This window comes from Erysipelothrix tonsillarum DSM 14972 (assembly GCF_000373785.1).
GTDB classification, from domain to species: Bacteria; Bacillota_I; Bacilli_A; order Erysipelotrichales; family Erysipelotrichaceae; genus Erysipelothrix; species Erysipelothrix tonsillarum.
The window spans coordinates 100,670-121,689 of record NZ_KB892380.1 but is presented as its reverse complement, the minus strand read 5'-3'; the positions used below and the strand labels follow the sequence as shown (position 1 = coordinate 121,689).

18 protein-coding genes are annotated in these 21,020 nt (G+C 37.7%); 17 read left to right on the top strand and 1 reads right to left on the bottom strand.

The annotated features are described in order from the left end of the window. The 5 genes from B096_RS0108215 to B096_RS0108195 all read left to right on the top strand — a co-directional run bounded on the left by B096_RS0108215 (nt 1) and on the right by B096_RS0108195 (nt 5,396). Nucleotides 1-855, top strand: coding sequence for a YitT family protein (locus B096_RS0108215; protein ID WP_018580251.1), 855 nt, complete (start codon nt 1-3; stop codon nt 853-855). A gap of 75 nt (nt 856-930) precedes the next feature. Beyond that, complete coding sequence (ftsE, locus tag B096_RS0108210) at nt 931-1,620, top strand: cell division ATP-binding protein FtsE (RefSeq protein WP_018580250.1); 690 nt, start codon at nt 931-933, stop codon at nt 1,618-1,620. Further along, nucleotides 1,613-2,518, top strand: coding sequence for a permease-like cell division protein FtsX (gene ftsX / locus B096_RS0108205; protein WP_018580249.1), 906 nt, complete (start codon nt 1,613-1,615; stop codon nt 2,516-2,518). Before ftsE ends, ftsX begins: the two co-directional genes overlap by 8 nt. Next, nucleotides 2,515-3,819: a murein hydrolase activator EnvC family protein gene (locus tag B096_RS0108200; RefSeq protein ID WP_018580248.1), complete on the top strand. Its 1,305-nt coding sequence runs from the start codon at nt 2,515-2,517 to the stop codon at nt 3,817-3,819. Before ftsX ends, B096_RS0108200 begins: the two co-directional genes overlap by 4 nt. A gap of 104 nt (nt 3,820-3,923) precedes the next feature. Beyond that, nucleotides 3,924-5,396, top strand: a complete 1,473-nt coding sequence (locus B096_RS0108195; RefSeq protein ID WP_018580247.1) for a murein hydrolase activator EnvC family protein — start codon at nt 3,924-3,926, stop codon at nt 5,394-5,396. 49 nt (nt 5,397-5,445) lie between these two features. On the opposite strand, the gene B096_RS0108190 is transcribed toward B096_RS0108195, so the two are convergent. Continuing rightward, on the bottom strand, nt 5,446-6,027 hold the full coding sequence (locus B096_RS0108190; protein ID WP_018580246.1) for an LOG family protein: 582 nt from the start codon (nt 6,025-6,027) through the stop codon (nt 5,446-5,448). Between the two features lie 410 nt (nt 6,028-6,437). On the opposite strand from B096_RS0108190, the gene B096_RS0108185 reads away from it, so the two are divergent. The 12 genes from B096_RS0108185 to B096_RS0108130 all read left to right on the top strand — a co-directional run bounded on the left by B096_RS0108185 (nt 6,438) and on the right by B096_RS0108130 (nt 20,961). Further along, entirely contained in the window at nt 6,438-7,682 is a 1,245-nt protein-coding gene (locus tag B096_RS0108185; protein ID WP_425268398.1) for a S41 family peptidase, read from the top strand. Beyond that, a complete protein-coding gene (gene uvrB, locus B096_RS0108180) occupies nt 7,672-9,663 on the top strand; it encodes an excinuclease ABC subunit UvrB (protein WP_018580244.1) in 1,992 nt (663 codons plus the stop codon). Before B096_RS0108185 ends, uvrB begins: the two co-directional genes overlap by 11 nt. A gap of 79 nt (nt 9,664-9,742) precedes the next feature. After that, the gene (locus tag B096_RS0108175) at nt 9,743-10,540 is read left to right on the top strand and encodes a DUF4352 domain-containing protein (protein ID WP_018580243.1); all 798 of its coding nucleotides are present in this window, start codon (nt 9,743-9,745) and stop codon (nt 10,538-10,540) included. 57 nt (nt 10,541-10,597) lie between these two features. Further along, nucleotides 10,598-11,446, top strand: a complete 849-nt coding sequence (locus B096_RS0108170; RefSeq protein ID WP_018580242.1) for an aminoglycoside 6-adenylyltransferase — start codon at nt 10,598-10,600, stop codon at nt 11,444-11,446. A gap of 54 nt (nt 11,447-11,500) precedes the next feature. Next, on the top strand, nt 11,501-14,326 hold the full coding sequence (gene uvrA / locus B096_RS0108165) for an excinuclease ABC subunit UvrA (protein WP_018580241.1): 2,826 nt from the start codon (nt 11,501-11,503) through the stop codon (nt 14,324-14,326). A 3-nt stretch (nt 14,327-14,329) separates the two neighbouring features. Further along, nucleotides 14,330-15,283 carry an HPr(Ser) kinase/phosphatase gene (gene hprK, locus B096_RS0108160; protein ID WP_018580240.1) on the top strand — a complete coding sequence of 318 codons (954 nt, stop codon included), beginning with the start codon at nt 14,330-14,332 and terminating at the stop codon, nt 15,281-15,283. Then, entirely contained in the window at nt 15,276-16,736 is a 1,461-nt protein-coding gene (lgt, locus tag B096_RS0108155; protein WP_018580239.1) for a prolipoprotein diacylglyceryl transferase, read from the top strand. Before hprK ends, lgt begins: the two co-directional genes overlap by 8 nt. Continuing rightward, nucleotides 16,715-17,650, top strand: a complete 936-nt coding sequence (locus tag B096_RS0108150) for an NAD(P)/FAD-dependent oxidoreductase (RefSeq protein WP_018580238.1) — start codon at nt 16,715-16,717, stop codon at nt 17,648-17,650. The genes lgt and B096_RS0108150 overlap by 22 nt, the downstream gene beginning before the upstream one ends. A gap of 38 nt (nt 17,651-17,688) precedes the next feature. Continuing rightward, nucleotides 17,689-18,549, top strand: coding sequence for an RNase adapter RapZ (rapZ, locus tag B096_RS0108145; RefSeq protein WP_018580237.1), 861 nt, complete (start codon nt 17,689-17,691; stop codon nt 18,547-18,549). Next, nucleotides 18,549-19,508 carry a gluconeogenesis factor YvcK family protein gene (locus B096_RS0108140; protein WP_018580236.1) on the top strand — a complete coding sequence of 320 codons (960 nt, stop codon included), beginning with the start codon at nt 18,549-18,551 and terminating at the stop codon, nt 19,506-19,508. The genes rapZ and B096_RS0108140 overlap by 1 nt, the downstream gene beginning before the upstream one ends. Further along, nucleotides 19,487-20,431, top strand: a complete 945-nt coding sequence (gene whiA / locus B096_RS0108135; protein WP_018580235.1) for a DNA-binding protein WhiA — start codon at nt 19,487-19,489, stop codon at nt 20,429-20,431. Before B096_RS0108140 ends, whiA begins: the two co-directional genes overlap by 22 nt. Continuing rightward, nucleotides 20,428-20,961, top strand: coding sequence for a GNAT family N-acetyltransferase (locus B096_RS0108130; protein ID WP_018580234.1), 534 nt, complete (start codon nt 20,428-20,430; stop codon nt 20,959-20,961). The genes whiA and B096_RS0108130 overlap by 4 nt, the downstream gene beginning before the upstream one ends. The last annotated feature ends 59 nt before the right edge of the window (nt 20,962-21,020 follow it).

Here is a 21,020-nt window from a genome sequence, read left to right as displayed (position 1 = left end):
ATGGACCGTATAAAAGAACATTTAAGCGATTTGCTATTTTTACTTTTAGGGAACTTCGTACTAGCAATAGCTGTAACATTTTTTATACTACCAAACAATATTCTTTCTGGGGGCGTATCGGGTGTATCCGTTGCGCTTTACCCATTTTTAGGGATTGAAAAAGAATTGATGATAAATATAATTTATGGAACATCATTTTTACTAGGACTTTTTTTCCTTGGAAAAAGATTTGCAATTAAAACACTAGCGAGTACAATATTATCGCCGTTACTGATAAATATTCTCTCGGCAATTGGCTATGCTCCAGAAATTGATCCGATTCTTGCCTCCATCTTTGGTGGCGCATTAATGGGAATTGGCTTAGGTCTAACATTTAGAACTGGAGCAAGTACAGGGGGTATGGATATACCACCATTAATTCTTTCGAAATATACGGGAATTAAGGTTTCAGTTTGGATTGCCCTTATTGACACAGTCACAGTGCTTTTAGGGTTGAAGAGTTATGGACTGAATAATGTACTCATTGGTTTCCTATCGATTTTTACTTCAGCGGTGGCGATCGATAAAGTTCAAATGATTTCTGGTGAACAAGCAAAACAAGTATTTATCATTACGAATGAAGTTAATGAAGTATTAGATCGTATTCATACAATGATTGATCGCGGGTCAACTCGGATTCCGGCCACTGGCGGGTACACGAATGAATCACGAGAGATTATTCTAACGGTATTAATGAAAGACCAATATGTAGAATTAGAACGCCTTGTAAAAGAGGTTGATCCCAATGCCTTCCTGATTGTATCAGATGCTACGGAAGTGCATGGAAGAGGGTTTATGAAGGCTCCAATCACATAGCCTACCATAGTTTTTCACATTACGGTCATAAACAGTGTGATATAATAACACATGACAAAAGGAGTGAGTTGATCGATGCTATATTTCGAAAATGTATCAAAACAGTATAAAAACGGTGTTAACGCGCTCTATAATATTAATCTTGGAATTGAACAAGGCGAATTCGTCTATATTATTGGGCCGACAGGTTCAGGAAAATCAACAATGATTCGCTTATTAAATGGTGAAGAAATACCTACTAAAGGAACTGTAAAAGTTGGGAAATTTAATGTTGGTAAATTGAAGCACTCAAAAGTGCCGCTCTATAGACGTCACATTGGTGTAGTATTTCAGGACTTTAAATTATTAGAACGTAAAACAGTATTTGAGAATATTGCGTTTGCATTGGAAGTTGTTAATACACCTCGTATTGAACTTCGAAAACGCGTACGTGAAGTGTTAAGACTTGTAGACTTAACAGAAAAAGCAAATGCATATCCAAATGAATTGTCGGGTGGGCAACAACAACGTGTTGCGATAGGTCGCGCGATTGCGAATCGACCTAAAGTTTTAATTTGTGATGAGCCTACAGGAAATCTTGATCCTGATAAATCGACAGAAATTATCCAATTATTGGAACGAATTAATCAAGAAGAAGCAACAACAGTCGTAATGGTCACACACGATGTTGAAATTGTAAATAAAAACAAAAAGCGGACGATTGCCTTAGATGAAGGTCATTTGGTTGCGGATTTGACTGCGGGAGGATATATCAACCATGGGTAGAGTCTGGCGTCATATCAAAGATGGTTTTACAGGTGTTACACGACACTTTGCATTATCATTATCCAGTATTTCATCAGTAACCGTGACGCTCTTATTAATGTCTATATTCTTATTCTTAAGTGTTAACATTAGTACGATTACAAAATCAATGGAACAAAGTGTGCAGATTCATGCGCAAATATCTAATGATTTTGAAGAAAAGTCACAAATTAATGAAATACAAAAACAAATCGAACAATTGCCTGAAGTTTTAGACGTTAAGTTCTCTTCTAAAGAAAATGAACTTGATGCTTTTATTAGAGCTAATGATTCCGAAGACGCAGAAAGTCTTTATGGAGGCTATCGCGGTGAAAATAATCCGATGTTAAATGCATTTTTAATCAATGCGAAGTCGGGTGATGAAATCAAAGATTTATCGAATAAAATTGCTAAAATAGAAGGTGTTTATAAAACAAGTTATGGTGGAAGTGGTACAACAGATTTCCTTGGAATGTTAGAGCAAGTACGTAATGTCGGTTTCATTATTGTCATCACACTTGCAGTTATTGCGGTGTTCTTAATTTCAAATACGATTCGCGTATCCATCCATTCCCGTCGTAAAGAAATCAGTATTATGAGAACGGTAGGAGCTACCAATTGGTATATCCGTTGGCCGTTTATTATCGAAGGTATGGTTATTGGATTACTGGGTTCAGTCATTCCTATTATTATATCGATATTTGGATATCAATATTTATATCAAGCAACAGGTGGTGTTTTAATATCACAAATGTTTAAATTGGTGCCAGTCTATCCATTATCACTTCAAATATCAGGGATTCTAGCACTTATAGGGATCGTTGTAGGAGCGTTGGGAAGTGTGTTCTCAGTGGGTAAATTCTTAAGGTGGTCACGATGAAAAAATTCTTCAGAAATTTAATTATTATATTAGTAGTTGTCTTAATGCTTGCTGGAGTACTGGCACCCGTTTTTGTTGCGGTTCCAATCCATGCTGAAGATATCGAATCTCTCAACAATAATATTGCACAAAGAGAAAAAGAACTTAAAGAGCAACAATCAAAACAAGCTAATATAAAAGAACAACTTTCTGAAGAAGTCGCTAAGTTGGACGAGTATCGTGAACAAATTAAAAATCTTGAAGCAGAAATTGCCTCAATGAAGACTGCGATTGCAACTTCAGAAGAAGAAATTAAACGCCTTCAAGTCAGCATTGAAGAACGTGAAAAGAAAATTACAGAAACAGAAGAAAAAGTAAAGGGTTATATGGTAAATGCCCAGTCATCCTCTCGTGTAAATGGTTATTTTGAGTTTGTTATGGGTGCTGAAGACTTTGCAGAGATGATTCGACGCCTTGAAGGTATGGGTGCAATTAAACGATATAACGAAGACCTTATCCGTGAAATGAATGAAGTGAAAGCGGAACTCGAAGCGGATAAAGCTAAACAAGAAGAAGAAAAACAAGCGATTGTTTTGCGCAAAGAAGCAACTGAAATTCAAAAAGAAGAAGCGAAACTTCTCGAAGAGCGAGTGCGTATTGTTATTACGGAACTTCATCAAAAAGAGAAGGAAGCGCAAGAGCAAATTGCAACCATCAACGATAAAAATAAAGCAGATGCAGAAAAGATTAAACAAATGCAAATTCCATCTACTCCTGGAACAGGCGGTAATGGATTTACATTACCGCTTCCTTCAGGCTCGTTTGATGTAACCGCTGATGTGTGGCAATATCCCCCTGAGTACGGTGGAAGTGCTCACGCTGGCGTGGATTTAGGTGTTAATCGTGGTACATCCGTGTTTGCGGTTGGAAACGGTCTAATAGTATCAACGAACTCGGGCTGTTATGAGGGAAATTGGAGTTGTGGTGGTGGTTATGGAAACTACATCTCTTATCTTGTAAACGTAGGTGGACATAACTATGGAATTGTTTCGGCCCATTTATCAAGTGTATCCGTGTCGAGAAATCAAGTGGTTTCTGCGGGAGCATTAATCGGATATTCGGGAAATACAGGAGCTTCAACTGGACCACATTTACATGTTGAAACGATTGACATGGGACCGGGAACAATTTTAGATGCTTGGAATCGTTGGAATGGAGACCCACAATTCGGGACTGGTCCTGCTTCCTATGGAGGGAGACGTTGTGATCAAGGATATGGTGTACCATGTCGCTTGTATCCACGTCAAACATTGGGAATTTAATAATAAAAAGAGTACAAATAATAATTTGTACTTTCTTTGCCTTGTACCCTACTCGTCTATGAATCTTTCATAGTTCTGTACTATTACGAAATAGGAGTGATTGTATGAAAAAAATAATCAAAAATGGACTGTGTATCTTTCTTGCATTGGTTGTCTTTGGTGGTGCAATAACGCCAGCACTTGGAACAACGGTATTTGCAACATCAGATGAAACAAAAGAGCAAGAACGACGACGAGCAGAAATTGAAGAAAATAAGAAAAAATTGAGTGCACTTGAAGGTTCACAAAAAGATATCAAGGCGAATCTAAGTGAAGAAATGAAAAATTTAGATGGTTATAAAGAACAAATCGCTACGTTGGATGCGAAAATTGCCGAAATCGAGGGTGAAATTCTTGTATCGGAAGCGCAAATTGTTCAATTACAAAAGTCAATTGATGAACGCCAAGCAAAGATTGATGAGACGGATGTTAAGGTTAAGTCATATATGCTTAATGCACAATCTGCTACACGGGTGAACGGTTATTTTGAATTTATGATGACTGGAGAAGATTTTTCACAGATTGTTAGACGCTTTGAAGTATTGAGTTCAATCAAGCGTTATAACGAAGAATTGGTTCGCTCGATATATGAAATTAAACTCGAACTTGAAGCAGATAAAAAACTTCAAGAAGTCGAACGTGAAGAAATTAAATTACATAAAGAAGATATCGAATTACAAAAACAGACGGCTAAAGTCTATGAAAAACATGTTGAAGAAATTGTAAAAGAACTTCAAAAACAAGAAGCGGAACTACAAGATCAACTCGAAGAAATTAAGTATGTTAATGCGGATCATGAGGGAAGAATTAAAGAACTAGCCGAAAAATTGGCCAATGAATTAGCTAATTCTCAACAAAATAATAATTCGGGTTCTGAAGAATCCGGAAATGAATCATCAGGTGGCGAATCGTCAGGCGGCGAATCATCGGGCGAAGAATCCAATAATGATGGCGGTGGTTCAAATGGTGGTTCGAACGGGGGCTCCAATGGTGGTGGTTCAACAAGCGGTTTTTCTTTACCATTAGATGCAGGCGTCTATCGTGTTGGAAACAGCGTTTGGGCCTATGAATGGGGATCACCTCACATGGGTGTTGATTTAGAAGTTTATTATGGAAATAATGCCCGTTCGGTAGGAACCGGTATGGTTGTCGCTACAAATTCTGGTTGCTCCGAAGGTGATTGGAGTTGCGGTGGTGGTTATGGAAACTACGTATCATACTTGGTTCATGTTAACGGACAAAACTACGGAATATTATTTGCCCATTTGAATACGGTTTATGTCGGTTCAGGTCAAATTGTCTATCCGGGTGATGTATTAGGGCTTACAGGCAATACGGGTGCCTCGACAGGACCTCACCTACATATTGAAACAATAAATATGGGTGGAGGCACAATTTATGATGCATGGAGTCTGTGGGCAGAGAATAGTACTATGAACTTTGGTACCGGTTCTGCAAGTAGTGGTGGACGTAGATGCGACCAAGGATATGGTGTTCCGTGCCGATTACATCCACAATCTACATTAGGCCTTTACTAATTAGACAAAAAAACTGAGTCTTAGAAAAGATTCAGTTTTTTTTATAGATTTAATTGATGTCGTTTGGATTGGTTAAAGAAAGAAGCATATCCAACTGTTGATTCATGCGCTTCATATAACCTTCAAATGTAGTTTCGAAAATGATGCGATCAATTTGTTCTTTTGTGGAAAACCCAACTTCTGCGGCATGATTTAAATAAGATTGAATACCATCGTAATAGTGATCAAGATTCAAGAAACCGTAGGGTTTATGATGGATTCCAATTTGATTCCATGTAATAACCTCAAAAATTTCTTCCATCGTTCCACATCCACCTGGAAAAGCAATAAAACCATCAGCTAAATCCATCATGAGTGCTTTACGCTCATGCATATCATTAACAATAATACTTTCTGAAAGTCCCTGATGCAAGATTTCTTTATCTGCGAGCACTTTCGGCATAACACCGATAACATATCCACCCAGATTAAGCATCGTATCAGCAATAACCCCCATTATACCTACTTGTGCACCACCGTAAATGAGTTGAATGTCATGTTCGACAAAATAGGTCGCGAGGGCAATCGCTTCGCTTCGATAAATTTCTTGTTCGGGCATCTTAGATCCGCAATATACTGCTATCCGTTTCATATATAATCCTCCGTGATTAATTTGTGATTATTAATATTATAACATTGAATTCTCATGTCCATGTGCTAGGATATTATTAGATTATATTTTTATCACGGTCTATATTACCGCTCATTGCCTAGACTATGATAAACTAGAACCATATTGAGGTGATTTCATTGAAAGATAAAGATCAAAAAGTAAGTATAAAACTCGAACGCCATCGTTGGCCCGATGAAATAGCAAAAGATCAACAGAAACGTCGAAAAGCTTTTAAAATAATCATTATAGTGATTGTAGCATTTTTAATTGGTACGCAATTTAATAAAATTTCTAACATTGCGGCAGGTCCAACCGATGCACACGCAGGGGTAGAACGTTTTGAACGTGTCTATCGTGATTTGCTTGGAAGTTGGTACTTTAAACCAGATATGGAGCATCCAGAATCAGAGATGATTGATAATGCGATCAAGGGGATGCTTGAAAAAAATGGGGATCAACATACCTCCTACATGACTCAAGAAGAAATGAAGACTTTAAATGAATCCATCAACATGAATTTTGATGGAATCGGTGTACAATACTATGCTGGAAATGGCGCAAATATTATCACCCGTGTCTTTAAAGGTTCGCCAGCAGAGGGAGCCGGTCTACTAGCTGGTGACGTACTTTCTAAGGTCGATGGTGTTGATATTAAAACCGTTGAACGTGATAAAATCCAAGAATTAATTATGGGGAAAGAAGGTACTCCTGTTAAAGTTGAAGTATTGCGTGATCAAAAACCAATAGAGTTTGATATTAAACGCGGAAAAATTAATGCGTTGNTTTGGGGAGAAATCCGTGACGGTGTAGGGTATATTGAAATCTCATCTTTTGGTAAAAACCTTGCGGATGCGACAAAACTATATCTTGACGAATTCTTAGATCAAGGTGTTGATAAACTTGTTATTGATTTACGTGATAATGGTGGAGGGTATCTTCAAGCAATCGAAGATATTGCGCGAATTTTCTTTGATAATGATGACATTGTTTACCAAGAAGATTTCATGAACCACTCGGAAAAAGTGTATAAAGTTACAGATAGTGAAAAGAGCAAGTATCCGTTCAAAGATATGGTTGTCCTCATTAACGAAAAATCTGCAAGTGCTTCAGAAGTTTTGACGCTTGCATTGCAGGAAAATCGTGGGGTAAAAGTTGTGGGAGTGAATTCATACGGTAAGGGTACCGTTCAAACTCAACATGAGTATAATGACAAGAGTGCTTTAAAAGTAACAATCGCTAAATGGAATTCGCCTAAAGGAAATAATATTCATGGTGTGGGGATAAAACCTGATGTTGAAGTGAAACTTCCGGATATCTTCTATACTAATTTTGTGGTGCTTGAAGAAGGATTTGAAATCCATGAAGATACTGTTCACGAAGCAGTTGTTTACACTCAAAATGCTTTACAATTTTTAGACTATCATAAGGGCCGCACTGACGNATATTATGATCAATCCACCGCGGATGCATTAAAGAAATATAAAACAGATTTTGGTTTGAGTGTTAACGATACAATTGACCATAATGTGCAAGAACAATTGTACAGTTCTGTAGTTTCAGAGTGGTCAAGTAATCGTAATGCACGCGATGAACAATTGAAAAAAGCAATTGAGGTTGTAAAAAATGGCCAGTAAAACAGAACATAAGTTCGAGCTTGTTTCGAAGTTTGAACCGAAAGGTGATCAAATAAAAGCGATAGAAGAACTGACTCAAGGGATCGCTGACGGAAAAAAAGAACAAGTGCTCCTGGGAGCAACTGGAACTGGGAAAACATTTACAGTTAGTCAGGTTATAGCGAAATTAAATCGACCAACGCTTGTTTTCGTCCATAATAAGACTCTTGCGGGACAACTCTATTCAGAGTTCAAAGAATTTTTCCCAAACAATCGTGTTGAGTATTTTGTTTCAAACTTTGATTATTACCAACCTGAGGCATATTTACCGGGGTCGGATACATATATTGAAAAAAGTTCAATGATTAATCAAGAACTGGATATGTTACGACATGCTGCGCAAAACTCAGTGCTTCAGCGACGGGATACAATCATTGTCGCCTCTGTTGCAAGTATCTACGCTACCGCAGACCCAAGCTACTATAAAGAAATGCTTTATGTAATGCGTGTAGGACAAGAAATAACACGAGAAGACCTTATGCGTGACCTTGTAAAGCGTCAATATATTCGTAATGATATGGAACAAAGTGTAGGTACGTTTCGCGTGCGTGGAGATGTAGTAGAAATTGTTCGTGGTGATCGAGACGATATTGTTGTTCGTATAGAGTTTTTTGGTGATGAAATTGATCGTATTGTGGAAGTTGATCGTATTACTGGTAATGTTCGAGAGGGCTACCTGGTTTACGATATTTTTCCCGCAAACCAATATGCGCGCGATATGGATCAAATTCGTACGGCAGCAGATCGCATTGAGGAAGAACTTCATGAACGACTTGCATATTTTGAAGCTGAAAATAAACTTGTAGAATATCAACGGCTCAAGCAACGAACGGAGTATGACCTCGAAGCTCTAAGAGAATTTGGGATGTGCTCAGGTGTCGAAAACTACTCGATGCATATTGACGGACGTGATCCTCAACAACGCCCATATACTTTGTTTGATTATTTTCCGGAGGACTATCTTTTTGTAGTTGATGAATCACATGTCTCTTTACCTCAAGTGCGGGGGATGTATAACGGTGATCAATCGAGAAAACGTACTCTTGTGGAATATGGATTTAGACTGCCGAGTGCCTTGAATAACCGTCCAATGACGTTTGAGGAATTCACCAGTGTTCAAAAACAAACGATTTATGTTTCTGCGACACCAGGAGATTATGAACTTGAAAAAGTAGACCATAAAGTTGTTGAGCAAATCATTCGTCCAACAGGACTTTTAGATCCGACAATCGAAATTAAGAAGAGTCAGGGTCAAGTCGATGATCTCATTGATCAAATTTTAGAACGTCGAGAACGGAATGAACGGGTGCTAATCACGACCTTAACCGTTAAGATGGCTCAAGACCTTACAAACTATCTTTTGGAAACTGGTATCAAAGTTGCCTACCTTCATCATGAAACGAAAACGCTTGAACGTATCGAAATTTTACGTGATTTGCGTTTAGGAAAGTATGATGTAGTTGTTGGGATTAACCTTTTAAGAGAAGGTCTTGACCTTCCAGAAGTAAGTTTGATAGCGATTTTAGATGCGGATAAAGAAGGGTTCTTGCGATCCTATCGTTCGCTTGTACAAATCGTAGGTCGAGCTGCGCGAAATTCGAATGGACATGTAATCATGTATGCTGATCGAATAACTGATTCGATGAAAAAGACGATTGATGAAACACAACGACGTCGAAACATTCAAATTGCTTATAATGAAAAACATGGCATTACACCACAGACAATTAAAAAAGAAATTCGTGATGTTATTGCAGGAAAAGAGACTGCAGAATTAACGCATCGAATCCGAAACAATAAAGGGATACGTAAAGATAAAAAAGCGGTGGATGAACTCATTCAACGTCTTGAAAAAGAAATGCGTGAAGCAGCAGCCTTACTCGATTTTGAAAGAGCTGCACAGTTGCGAGATATTGTTTTAGAAATGAAAGCAAGTCTGTAGACCAAGGAAACTTGGTCTTTTTTTCGCAGTTTTCATAAAGATATGAGATAATAGACAAAGAAGGGTGGGACTTTTGCGTATGCATACTTCAAAATCGAAAATATTTATACTCATCATCATTTTAGCTGCGCTTGTGACCATCGTCTTAAAAGTTGCGGTTGGTAATACAGGGATCGGTTATACGGGTCAGGCCCCCATTGCCCAAACATTACGTTTGCTTAAGCCAGGGTGGAGTGATTATGATTTTAAAGAACGAAAAACAACGGGACTTATGGATGCATTTACGAGTGATATGAATGAAAACACAGGCATTGAATTTGGAAAGAGTATCTACCGTTCAAAGCAACCTTTCTGGGTTTCATATGGGGATTTTGAGGTTACCGTTCATGATGTTGAACTGATTGAAACTGTCAATTCTGAATCAATTTCAAATATTAATGATCGTAACTACATGGCATTTCTAATCCTGAATATGTCTTTAAACAACCAAACACAAGAAAACGTCTATATGGAAACGCCGGAATATATACGGATTGATGATAATCGCATGATGCATCGCTATCTTTATTCTCCAGGTGAAGAATTACTTGAAATCAAACGATTTGATCTTTCTACCAATCAAGACAAAGAATTGGTAAAACCAGGCGACGAAATTAAAGGTTATTTAGTTTTTGGAGTCAATGCACTTGATTATAAAATAATGGAAAAAAAAGGTTGGGCATCGCTGGAAGTACCATCAATTTATTTTAACGATAGTAGTTCTCTAGAAAAAGACATCCATTTTATTGAAGCATCGCGGCTTGCAATTCCATTAAATATTTATAATGAGGTATATATGGAACGAATTAATCGTCAATTAGAGGATATCAGTATTTAAACAAAGACCAAGGATATCTTGGTCTTTGTTATTATTTATTGTTAGAGGAGGCATCGCATGAGAACTGAAACTGAAATGATGACGGCAATTCTTAGTTTTGCGAAGAAAAACAAGCATATTCGAATTGTTGCCATGAATGGATCAAGGGTTAATCAGAATGTGGAAAAAGACCATTTACAAGATTATGATATTGCTTATATTGTTGATGAGATGGATTTTTTTACGAAGGATCCTTCGTGGCTCGATGATTTTGGACCGATTTTGATGATGCAAAAGCCGGATGATTTTACGTTGAAGACACACTCTGATATAATCGATTATCATTATTTAGTTCAATTTCAAGATGGAAATCGTATTGATTTTACGTTTATACCCCTTGAAAATCTTGAACAATATCTTCAGCGTGATCGGTTAGTAGAAGTTATTATGGATAAAGATTCAATAATTAGTGGTGTCGCTCCAGCTACTGATCAAAATTACTGGGTCAAAAAGCCTTCAGAACAAAAATACCGTGATTGTATTAATGAAATGTTATGGTTATCGCTTTACGTAGCGAAAGGGATAGAACGCAACGAACCTATCTATGCAATGGATTATTTGTCTGACATGCGATCGATGTTACTTAAAATGATTGCGTGGCAAGTCGGTTTTGAAACAAACTTTTCTTTAAGTGTTGGGAAAAACTATAAGCGATTGGATCGATATATCAGTCCAAACATGTGGCAAAAAGTACTCGCAACCTATAATTTAGGTTCGCGAGAGCATTGCATCAATGCACTCGAATCAATGCTTACAATTTTTTCTGTGGTATGTGATCGTGTGGGGGACTTCGGAAACTTTGTATACGATCGACACGAATACCATGACGTTTCTGCTTATATCTTAAATCGAATTAACCATGAGTAAAGCGGTATTGTGGAAACGATAAACATGTTATAATTTAACAAGTAGGTGAGAGATATGGAAAACAATAAAATAATTATTAAAGGTGCAAAAGAAAACAATTTAAAAAATATTAGTTTAGAAATTCCTAGAAATAAACTTGTAATTATGACTGGATTATCAGGGTCTGGTAAAACGAGTTTAGCATTTGATACGATTTATGCAGAGGGTCAACGACGATATGTTGAGTCACTCAGCTCATATGCTCGTCAGTTTTTAGGAAATATGGAAAAACCAGATGTAGAACTTATTGAAGGGCTTTCTCCATCCATAGCGATTGATCAAAAAACAACAAGTAATAATCCGCGTTCGACAGTTGGGACGGTAACTGAGATTTACGACTACTTGCGTCTTTTATATGCGCGTGTGGGAATTCCATACTGCCCAATCCATAATATTGAAATCACTTCACAAACCATCAAACAAATGGTTGATCGAATTATGACCCTTGAGGATAAAACACGATTGGAAATATTAGCTCCAGTTGTGAAAGCACAAAAAGGGGAACATCGAGACTTACTTGATCAACTTCGTAAAGAAGGATACGTACGAGCCTATATTGATGGTGCTTTAACTATGCTAGATGAAGAAGTGAATCTTGAAAAGAATAATCGACATGATATCGAAGTAGTCATCGACCGAATTGTGAAAAAAGAAGATAGCCGGTACCGTTTAAGCGATTCGCTTGAAACTGCTTTAAATTTAAGCGAAGGCGTTGTAGTAGTTAAAGTCGGAGAAGAAAATATGGTCTTTTCGAGCAACTTTGCTTGTCCAGAGTGCGGTTTTAGTATCGCCTCAATTGAGCCGAGATTGTTTTCTTTCAACTCTCCAATGGGTGCGTGTCATAACTGTAATGGTTTAGGGATGACACAGTCAGTGGATTTAGAATTCTTAATCCCTGATCCATCGTTATCCATTGCACAAGGTGGTATTCGATATTACAAAAATATTGTTAATACACAAAATATTGAGTGGCAAACGTTTGAACACTTAATTGAATTTGCGAAAGTTGATGTGGATAAACCCATTAACAAGCTTACAAAACGCCAGATGGAAATATTACTTTATGGTAGTGTTGTTCCTGTTAAATATGTTATTGAATCCCGGTCGGGGAATAGTTTCCACCGTAATGAACCGATCGAAGGAGTCGTAAATCTTATTGAACGTCGACATCGCGATACAACTTCCTCTTCATCTCGCGAATGGTACGGATCGTTTATGGGTGAAGCAGTTTGCTCGGAATGCCATGGTGCACGATTAAACCAAGAGGCTTTGAGTGTTCGAGTAGGCGACTTAAATATTAGTCAGTTTACGGAGCAGTCAATCGGAGATGCTCTCGATTTTATGGAACGATTAGAGCTTGATGAAATGAAAGCAAATATTGCAGAACTCGTTATTAAAGAAATCGTATCACGTTTAACATTCCTTAAAGATGTTGGCTTAGAATACCTAACCCTTGATCGAATAGCAGGAAGTCTATCAGGAGGGGAGTCACAACGTATCCGATTAGCAACACAGATTGGATCACGTCTTACGGGGGTACTTTACGTATTGGATGAACCATCTATTGGACTTCACCAGCGAGATAATGCGCGCTTAATTGAAACTTTAAAGAATATGCGTGATCTTGGGAATACATTAATTGTTGTAGAACATGATGAAGAAACCATGGAAGCAGCAGACTGGATTGTGGATATTGGTCCAGGTGCTGGTGCTTTAGGTGGAGAAGTCATCGCTAACGGTCCTTTAGAAGAAATATTAGAAAATGATGCATCGATAACAGGACAGTATTTAAGCGGTAAACGTCGAATTCCGACGCCTACAAAACGTCGCAAAGGAAACAAAAAGAAAATCGAAATTCTTGGAGCCGCAGAAAACAACCTAAAAGGGATTAATGTTAAGTTTCCTTTAGGAACCTTTATTGCGGTAACGGGTGTGAGTGGAAGTGGTAAATCGTCACTTGTCAATGAAGTTTTAAGCAAGACAGTTTACCATGCACTTGGAAAACAACGGGTTAAACCGGGAAAACACAAAAAAATTAAAGGTCTTGATAATATTGATAAGTTGATTACTATAGATCAAAATCCAATTGGTAGAACACCACGTTCTAATCCAGCGACCTATACAGGTGTGTTTGATGATATTCGTGAGTTGTTTGCTAAGACGCCTGAAGCGAAAATGCGCGGTTACGACAAAGGTCGATTCTCATTTAATGTTTCAGGTGGGCGTTGTGAAATGTGTAAGGGTGATGGCGTAAAACGGATTTCAATGCACTTTTTACCAGATGTATTTGTTAAATGTAGTGAATGTGATGGAAAACGATATAATGATGAAACACTTCAAGTACATTATAAGGAAAAAACAATTTTTGATATTTTGGATATGAGTATCGATGATGCGACAGAATTTTTTGCGCCAATCTCGAAAATTCGTAAAGGCTTAGAAACCTTGCAAGATGTTGGGTTAGGTTACATTAAACTAGGCCAATCTGCTACCACATTATCAGGTGGTGAGGCACAACGCGTGAAGCTCGCGAGTGAATTGCAGCGACCATCAACTGGAAAAACAATGTTTGTACTCGATGAACCAACAACCGGTCTTCATAGTTACGATGTTGAAAAACTTACAGGTGTGCTGCAACGTATTGTCGAGAATGGTGATACTGTTGTTGTGATTGAACATAATCTAGATGTTATTAAAAATGCTGATTATGTTATTGATCTTGGACCTGAAGGTGGAGAAGCAGGGGGGACCCTTGTAGCATGTGGAACACCAGAGGATATCGCAAATGTTGAAGAGAGTTATACCGGTCACTATCTTAAAGGGGTATTAGAAAAGGGGTAATTTATGGAAGAAAGAGTATCATGCAGTGTAAAAAGACTCGTTAATCATTTTGGATTTAAACAAGTTGCGGGGGATCGTGAATCGTTAAAGCGACGAATTACGCTTCCTAACACCAATCGTCCAGGTTTAGAGTTAACAGGCTTTTATGCTCACGCAGAACCAAAGCGTGTTGTTATAATTGGTAATAAAGAATCATCGTTTATTAAAACGTTGGATGCAGCAAACCAGGAAGAACGGTTTAATACCATTCTGAACGAGGAAACACCATTTGCACTTATAACTGGTGGTAATCCATGCCCACCAACACTCTGTAAAGTTGCGAATGAAAAGAATTTCCCTGTATTTGTAACAGATCGACCAAGTTCTGACATTATGGTTGAGATTGTGACATTTTTAGATGAAGTTCTTGCTCCGACGGGGAATGTTCATGGTGTATTGATGAACGTTTTTGGTAAGGGTGTATTGATTATTGGTGAGAGTGGTATGGGGAAAAGTGAAGTCGCTCTTGAACTCATTCTTCGTGGTCATGCGCTCATTGCCGATGATCGTGTAGACATTACACGTGTTAAAGATAAAATTATGGGTACAGCACCAGAATTATTACGTGGTATGCTCGAAATACGAGGCATCGGTATTATTGACGTAAGTCAAATGTTTGGCGTGCGATCCTATCTTGAACAAGAAGAAATTAATTTTGTTATCGAATTCACTAAATGGGATGATAATCAACAATACCTTCGTGCTGGAATTGAGGAACAACTTCCTTATGAAGCGTTAGGTCTTGAAATTCCCCATCTTGTTTTTCCCGTAAAAGAAGGTCGTAATATGGCGGTATTGGTTGAATCTGCTGTCCGTGATCATATGCTTAAACAACGCGGTATTAACAGCGCTGAAATATTTGATGAGCGTGTTATGGAATTTATAAAACGTCAAGCAAAGGAGAATGTTGATGATTAAGTTTTTCCCAAATACTCAAACATTCGTGCAAATAGGACCAGTAAGTATTGCTTGGTATGCAATTTTAATTATGACTGGTGCTTTTCTTGCCTATTATATTAGTCAACGCCACCTACTCAAGGTAGGCTATAAAAAAGATGATATTGAAGATTTATTTATGGGGTCGCTCATTGCAGGATTTCTAGGCGCCCGCATATGGTATGTTTTATTTTTTGAATTTAAGACCTACCTAGCTCAACCGTTACGTATTTTCGCAATCCATGAAGGTGGACTTGCAATTCAAGGTGGACTTATTGCTGGGGTTGCTTTTGGATATTGGTTTACGAAACGCCGCCGCCTCAATTTTGTGCAATGGGCTGATCTGATCATTCCGAATATCTTACTTGCGCAAGCAATCGGCCGCTGGGGTAATTTTATGAATAAGGAAGCCTATGGACGTGTTGTTCAAGAAAGCTTTTATAATCATTTTCCACTGTGGTTTAAAGATATGATGTTTATTGATGGTGCATTCAGACAACCAACATTTTTCTATGAGAGTGTAGCAAATCTAGTAGGTTGGATTCTCATTGTTTTTGTCTTAAAAAAATTCAGTAAAGTAAAACGCGGTGATTTAACGTTTGCATACATGATGTGGTATGGTGCAACACGGTTTTTCATTGAGGGCTTCCGTGCCGATAGTTTAATGTTTGGTCCGATTCGGGTTGCTCAATTTGTTTCGGTAATTTTCGTGGTCATCGGTGTAGCGGGCTATATGGGTGCATTCAAAAAAATCTTGAAACGTCCAAAGCCAATTATTCTTTTTGACTTTGACGGTACCATAGCAAATACACAAGCTAGTATCCTCGAAACATTCAGACGTGTTTTTGAAATTTATAAGCCGGGCTATGAACTGGGCGAAGAAGAAATTCGAACCTTCTTAGGGCCTACTTTGCAACAAACTTTTAGTAAATATTTTGAAGAAAATCAAATTGAAGAAATAATTGAAACATATCGAAGCATTAATCATGAACTGCATGAAACCATGGTTGTTCCAATGGAACATGCAATTTCATTATTAGATTACTTAAAAGAAGAAGGTTACCGAATGGGCATTGTTTCAAACAAAATCACTTCTATAATTGAACTAGGAATGGAAGTAACTGGAATTGATGCCAAGTATTTTGAAACTGTGTTAGGATCAGATCAATTTGAACCCGTTAAACCTGATCCTGCGGGAATCGATCGAGCGTTGGAAGTCATGAATGCCGATCGTGGACAAGTGATTTATGTCGGTGATACTGCTTCGGATATTCTCGCTGGACAGCGGGCAGGTTCGTTTACTATCGGATATGTATTTGATAAAATACGTGAGAAGGAATTAGAAGAAAGTAAACCAAATCGTATGATTTCGGATTTATTAGAAATCAAAGAAATCTTGAAGGAGGATCACGAGTGGACAATAACTATGATGTAATCATAATCGGAGCGGGCCCAGCCGGGTTAACCGCAGCAGTCTATGCAGGACGTGCTGGCTTAAAAACGGGCATGCTGGAATCAGAGGCTCCTGGTGGAAAAATGATTAAAACGGACTTAGTCCAAAATTATCCTGGAGTGGATAATGTTACAGGTGTGGATCTTTCAATGAAAATGTTTGAACACTCCACAGCATATGGAACAGAATATCTCTACGGCAATGTTAACGGCATTGTTGATGAGGGAGATTACAAAGTAATCAAAACGGAAGATGGTTCAGAATACCGCGCACACGTTGTAATTGTTGCAACAGGAACGAATGAACGCACACTAGGATTTGAAAAAGATGATGCTTTATTAGGTCATGGTTTATCGTATTGTGCAGTATGCGATGGCGCGTTTTTTAGAGATAAAAAAGTTGTCGTAATCGGTGGTGGAAACTCTGCACTGGAAGAGGCAGTCTATCTAACTCAATTTGCGAGTGAAGTGAATCTTGTTATCCGTAGGGATGTCTTTAGAGGTGATGAGTCAGCACAACGACAAGTATTTAATAATGAGAAAATAAATATTATCAAGAAACATATACCGGTTGATTACGTTGATAACGACGGTAAATTAACGGGAATGAAATTTGAAAATGTTGAAACGCATGAGCCATTAATTATTGAAACGGATGGTGTATTCCCTTATATTGGTGCAATTCCCGCAACAGATTTTTTAAAGGATTTAAATGTATTAGACGATGAAGGTTATTTAATTGTTAATGACCAACTGGAAACTGCAATTCCGGGCGTATTCGGCGCTGGTGATGTAATTCAAAAACATTTACGTCAAATTGTTACTGCGACAAGCGACGGCGCGGTTGCAGCACAAAATGCATTTCACTATATTCAAGATCTTAAATCTAAGGCATAGCCTTAGATTTTTGTTATAATTGGGGTAAGAGGTGGAACATGGAAAAACAAAAAGTAGTTTTAGTAACAGGATTATCAGGTGCTGGGAAAACGAGTGCCATGGCAGTGTTGGAAGATATGGGGTATCATTGCATTGATCGTTTCCCTGTTTTTATGATTGAGGAACTAGTTCGAGATATCGAAGTGATGAAAGATGGCACATATAGCAATCTTGCTTTAAGTGTTAATGCGGCCGATTTCGATGTTTTTTACCGAACTTTTAAAAATGCAGAATGTGAATTAACCGTACTCTTTTTAGATGCAAGCAAAGAACAACTCTTATTACGTTATAAATATAATAGACGTAATCATCCGTTGATTGTTGCAAACTTAGCAAATGGATTGGAAGAGGCAATTGATGCTGAAATCGAAGAGTTTTCAAATATCAAATCACGCGCTTCAATTATTATCGATACTACATTTTTAACACAACAAAATTTAACTTCTAGAATTAAGCGCTTCTTTAAAATTGAAGGGAATCAATCGCTCTCTCTCAGTTTTATTTCCTTTGGTTATCGTAAAGGATTACCCATGGACGCAGATTTAGTTTTTGATGTTCGTTTTCTCAACAACCCCTATTGGGAGGAATCGCTCCGTTCGATGACGGGGAATGATAAACCAGTATTTGATTATGTAATCAATGATGATAAAACTCAGGAATTTTTAAAATATTTAACGCAATTTCTTGATTATGCGTTTGAACGCTATATTGAGGAATCAAAACATCTTCTCACTGTTGCAATCGGTTGTACCGGCGGACAACATCGTTCAGTATCGATTGTGAATTGGCTCTACGAAAATTATGATAAACAATACAATACATTAAAAGATCATCGTGACATGCCAGAGGATAAAGAGTAATGAAGGTCGCGGTAGTAGGTGGCGGAAAAGGTCAGTCTGCATTATTACGTGGCTTAAAACACATAGACGACTTAGAAATAAGTGCTATCGTAACTGTTGCGGATGATGGTGGAAGTACGGGTCGTTTACGCGAAGATTTTAATATCCCAGCAATGGGTGATATTCGAAATGTCATGCTTGCTTTGGCGGAGTCCGAAAATCTCTTATCCGAAATTATGAACTACCGATTCAGTAAAGAATCGCGTTCGACCTTAGCGGGTCATAATTTGGGAAATTTAATTCTTACAGCACTAACGGACACGACCGGAGATTTTATGGATGCTATTGCGTCAGTATCTAAGGTTCTTAATGTGATGGGGGATATCATACCTTCATCTGAAGAAACAATAACACTGTGTGCGCGTATGGAAGATGGCACAATTGTACGTGGAGAGTCGAATATTCCTGAGTATGATAATTCAATCGATTGTGTTTATTACGATGAAGCCGTTCAAGCAAGTAAACAAGCAATTAAGGCAATCCAAGAAGCAGATATCATTTTGTTGGGTGTTGGGTCGTTGTACACGTCAATTCTTCCCAATATTATTATTCCTGAAATAAAAGAAGCGTTACAAAAAAGCACCGGGAAAATTATTTATTACTGTAACGCGATGAGCCAACCAGGGGAAACGGATGGTTATAGTGGTGAAGATCATGTTAACGCTATCGTGAAGCATATCGAAAAACCGATTGATTTAGTCGTGCGTTCTATAGATGAAATTCCGGCTGATGTCATTCAAAATTACGAAGCAGAAGATTCACATCCAATTTACTTTAGGAGCTCAATACATACATACACAGTAATTGATCAAGAACTCTTGAATTTTGAAGGTGGGAAAATCCGCCACGATCATGAAAAGGTTCAAACAGGATTTTATGAAATATTGGAGGCGATAGGATGTCCTTTAGCAGTGAAGTAAAACATGAAATATCAACAAATATTTATCACGAGTGTTGTGAACGTGCTTTTTTATCCGCATTTCTACATATTAATTCAAATTTAATCATTGCAAACAAACGCATGCAAATACAAATTGAAATTGAAAATGCTGCGACTGCAAAGCGACTCTTTTCGTCACTCAAAGAACGTTATCATGTTGAGATCGATTTGACCGTGGTAAAAAAACAAAAATTCAAAAAAAACAATGTATACATACTGCGCGTAATGGATCGTGGAATGGAAATATTAGAAGATTTAGGCATTTACTCTTCGAAAGGGATGCGAAATACACCTTATAGTGTAATTACACTTAAAGAGTGTTGTGCGCGTGCATATTTAGCGGGAGCATTTTTAGCGAGTGGAAGTATAAATGCCCCAACAACCGCAAATTATCATATGGAGATATCCTGTGAGGGTGAAGAACTAGCACTTTATCTACAGAAACTTCTTGAGCGCTTTGATATTTCTGCGAAAATTACAGAACGACGTAATCGTCAAGTTGTCTATGTAAAAGCAGCCGACCAAATTGCGGATTTTCTAAAGATAACCGGTGCGCATGTAAATACCTTAGAATTTGAAGATATCCGTATCCAACGAGATTTTAAAAACTCATTAACACGATTAGATAACTGTGAAGTTGCCAATGAAGTGAAAACAATTAAAGCTGGTAGTCAGCAGTTAGATGCTATCTATAAACTCATTGAGCATAATCGATATAATCATTTGGAGGATCGACTTATCCAAGTTGGTGATTTACGAATGAACCATCCTGAAGCGAGTCTCAATGAATTGATTGAACACTATGAGGAAGAGCATAATGAAACCATTAGCAAATCAGGATTACAACACCGCTTCAAGAAATTGATTGAACTTGCGGACAAATTAGATCAAGAGGAAGTATGATTGTGGATTACACAGGTAGAAACTTTAAATTAAGAGAAGCTAAAAATGCTGACGCATCCGAGCTTTTTAAAATTATGAATGACAAACGTGTTACGCAATATTACGGAATGGCAGGTTTTGATAGTATTGATGAGGCTTTCGATGAAATTAGTCGTTTTAAAGAGTGTGAGGCTAGTTTTGACGGATTTCGCTGGGTAATTGCTGATGAAAATGATATTTATATTGGCGATGTAGGTTGCTATAACTACGACCTTGATTTTAACTGCATTGAAGTCAGTTTTAAATTAAAGTACGAATACTGGAATCAAGGCATTCTTTCTGAGGCATTGCAATATGCTATTGATTACGCATTTAACCATAAGTTTTATAATCGACTTCAAGTTAAGGTTTGTCCAGAGAATAAAGGCTGTATTCGTCTATTGGAAAAAAGCGGATTTCATTACGAAGGAACCTTGAGGCAAGCGGAGTACGAACAGGGCCATTATATTGATATATGTGTTTATTCCCTAATCCAAAGTGACATTATGTGATGATTGGTGAACCACACTAAAAATGGTTGAGATATTTTTTTCATGTTATAATTATCAAA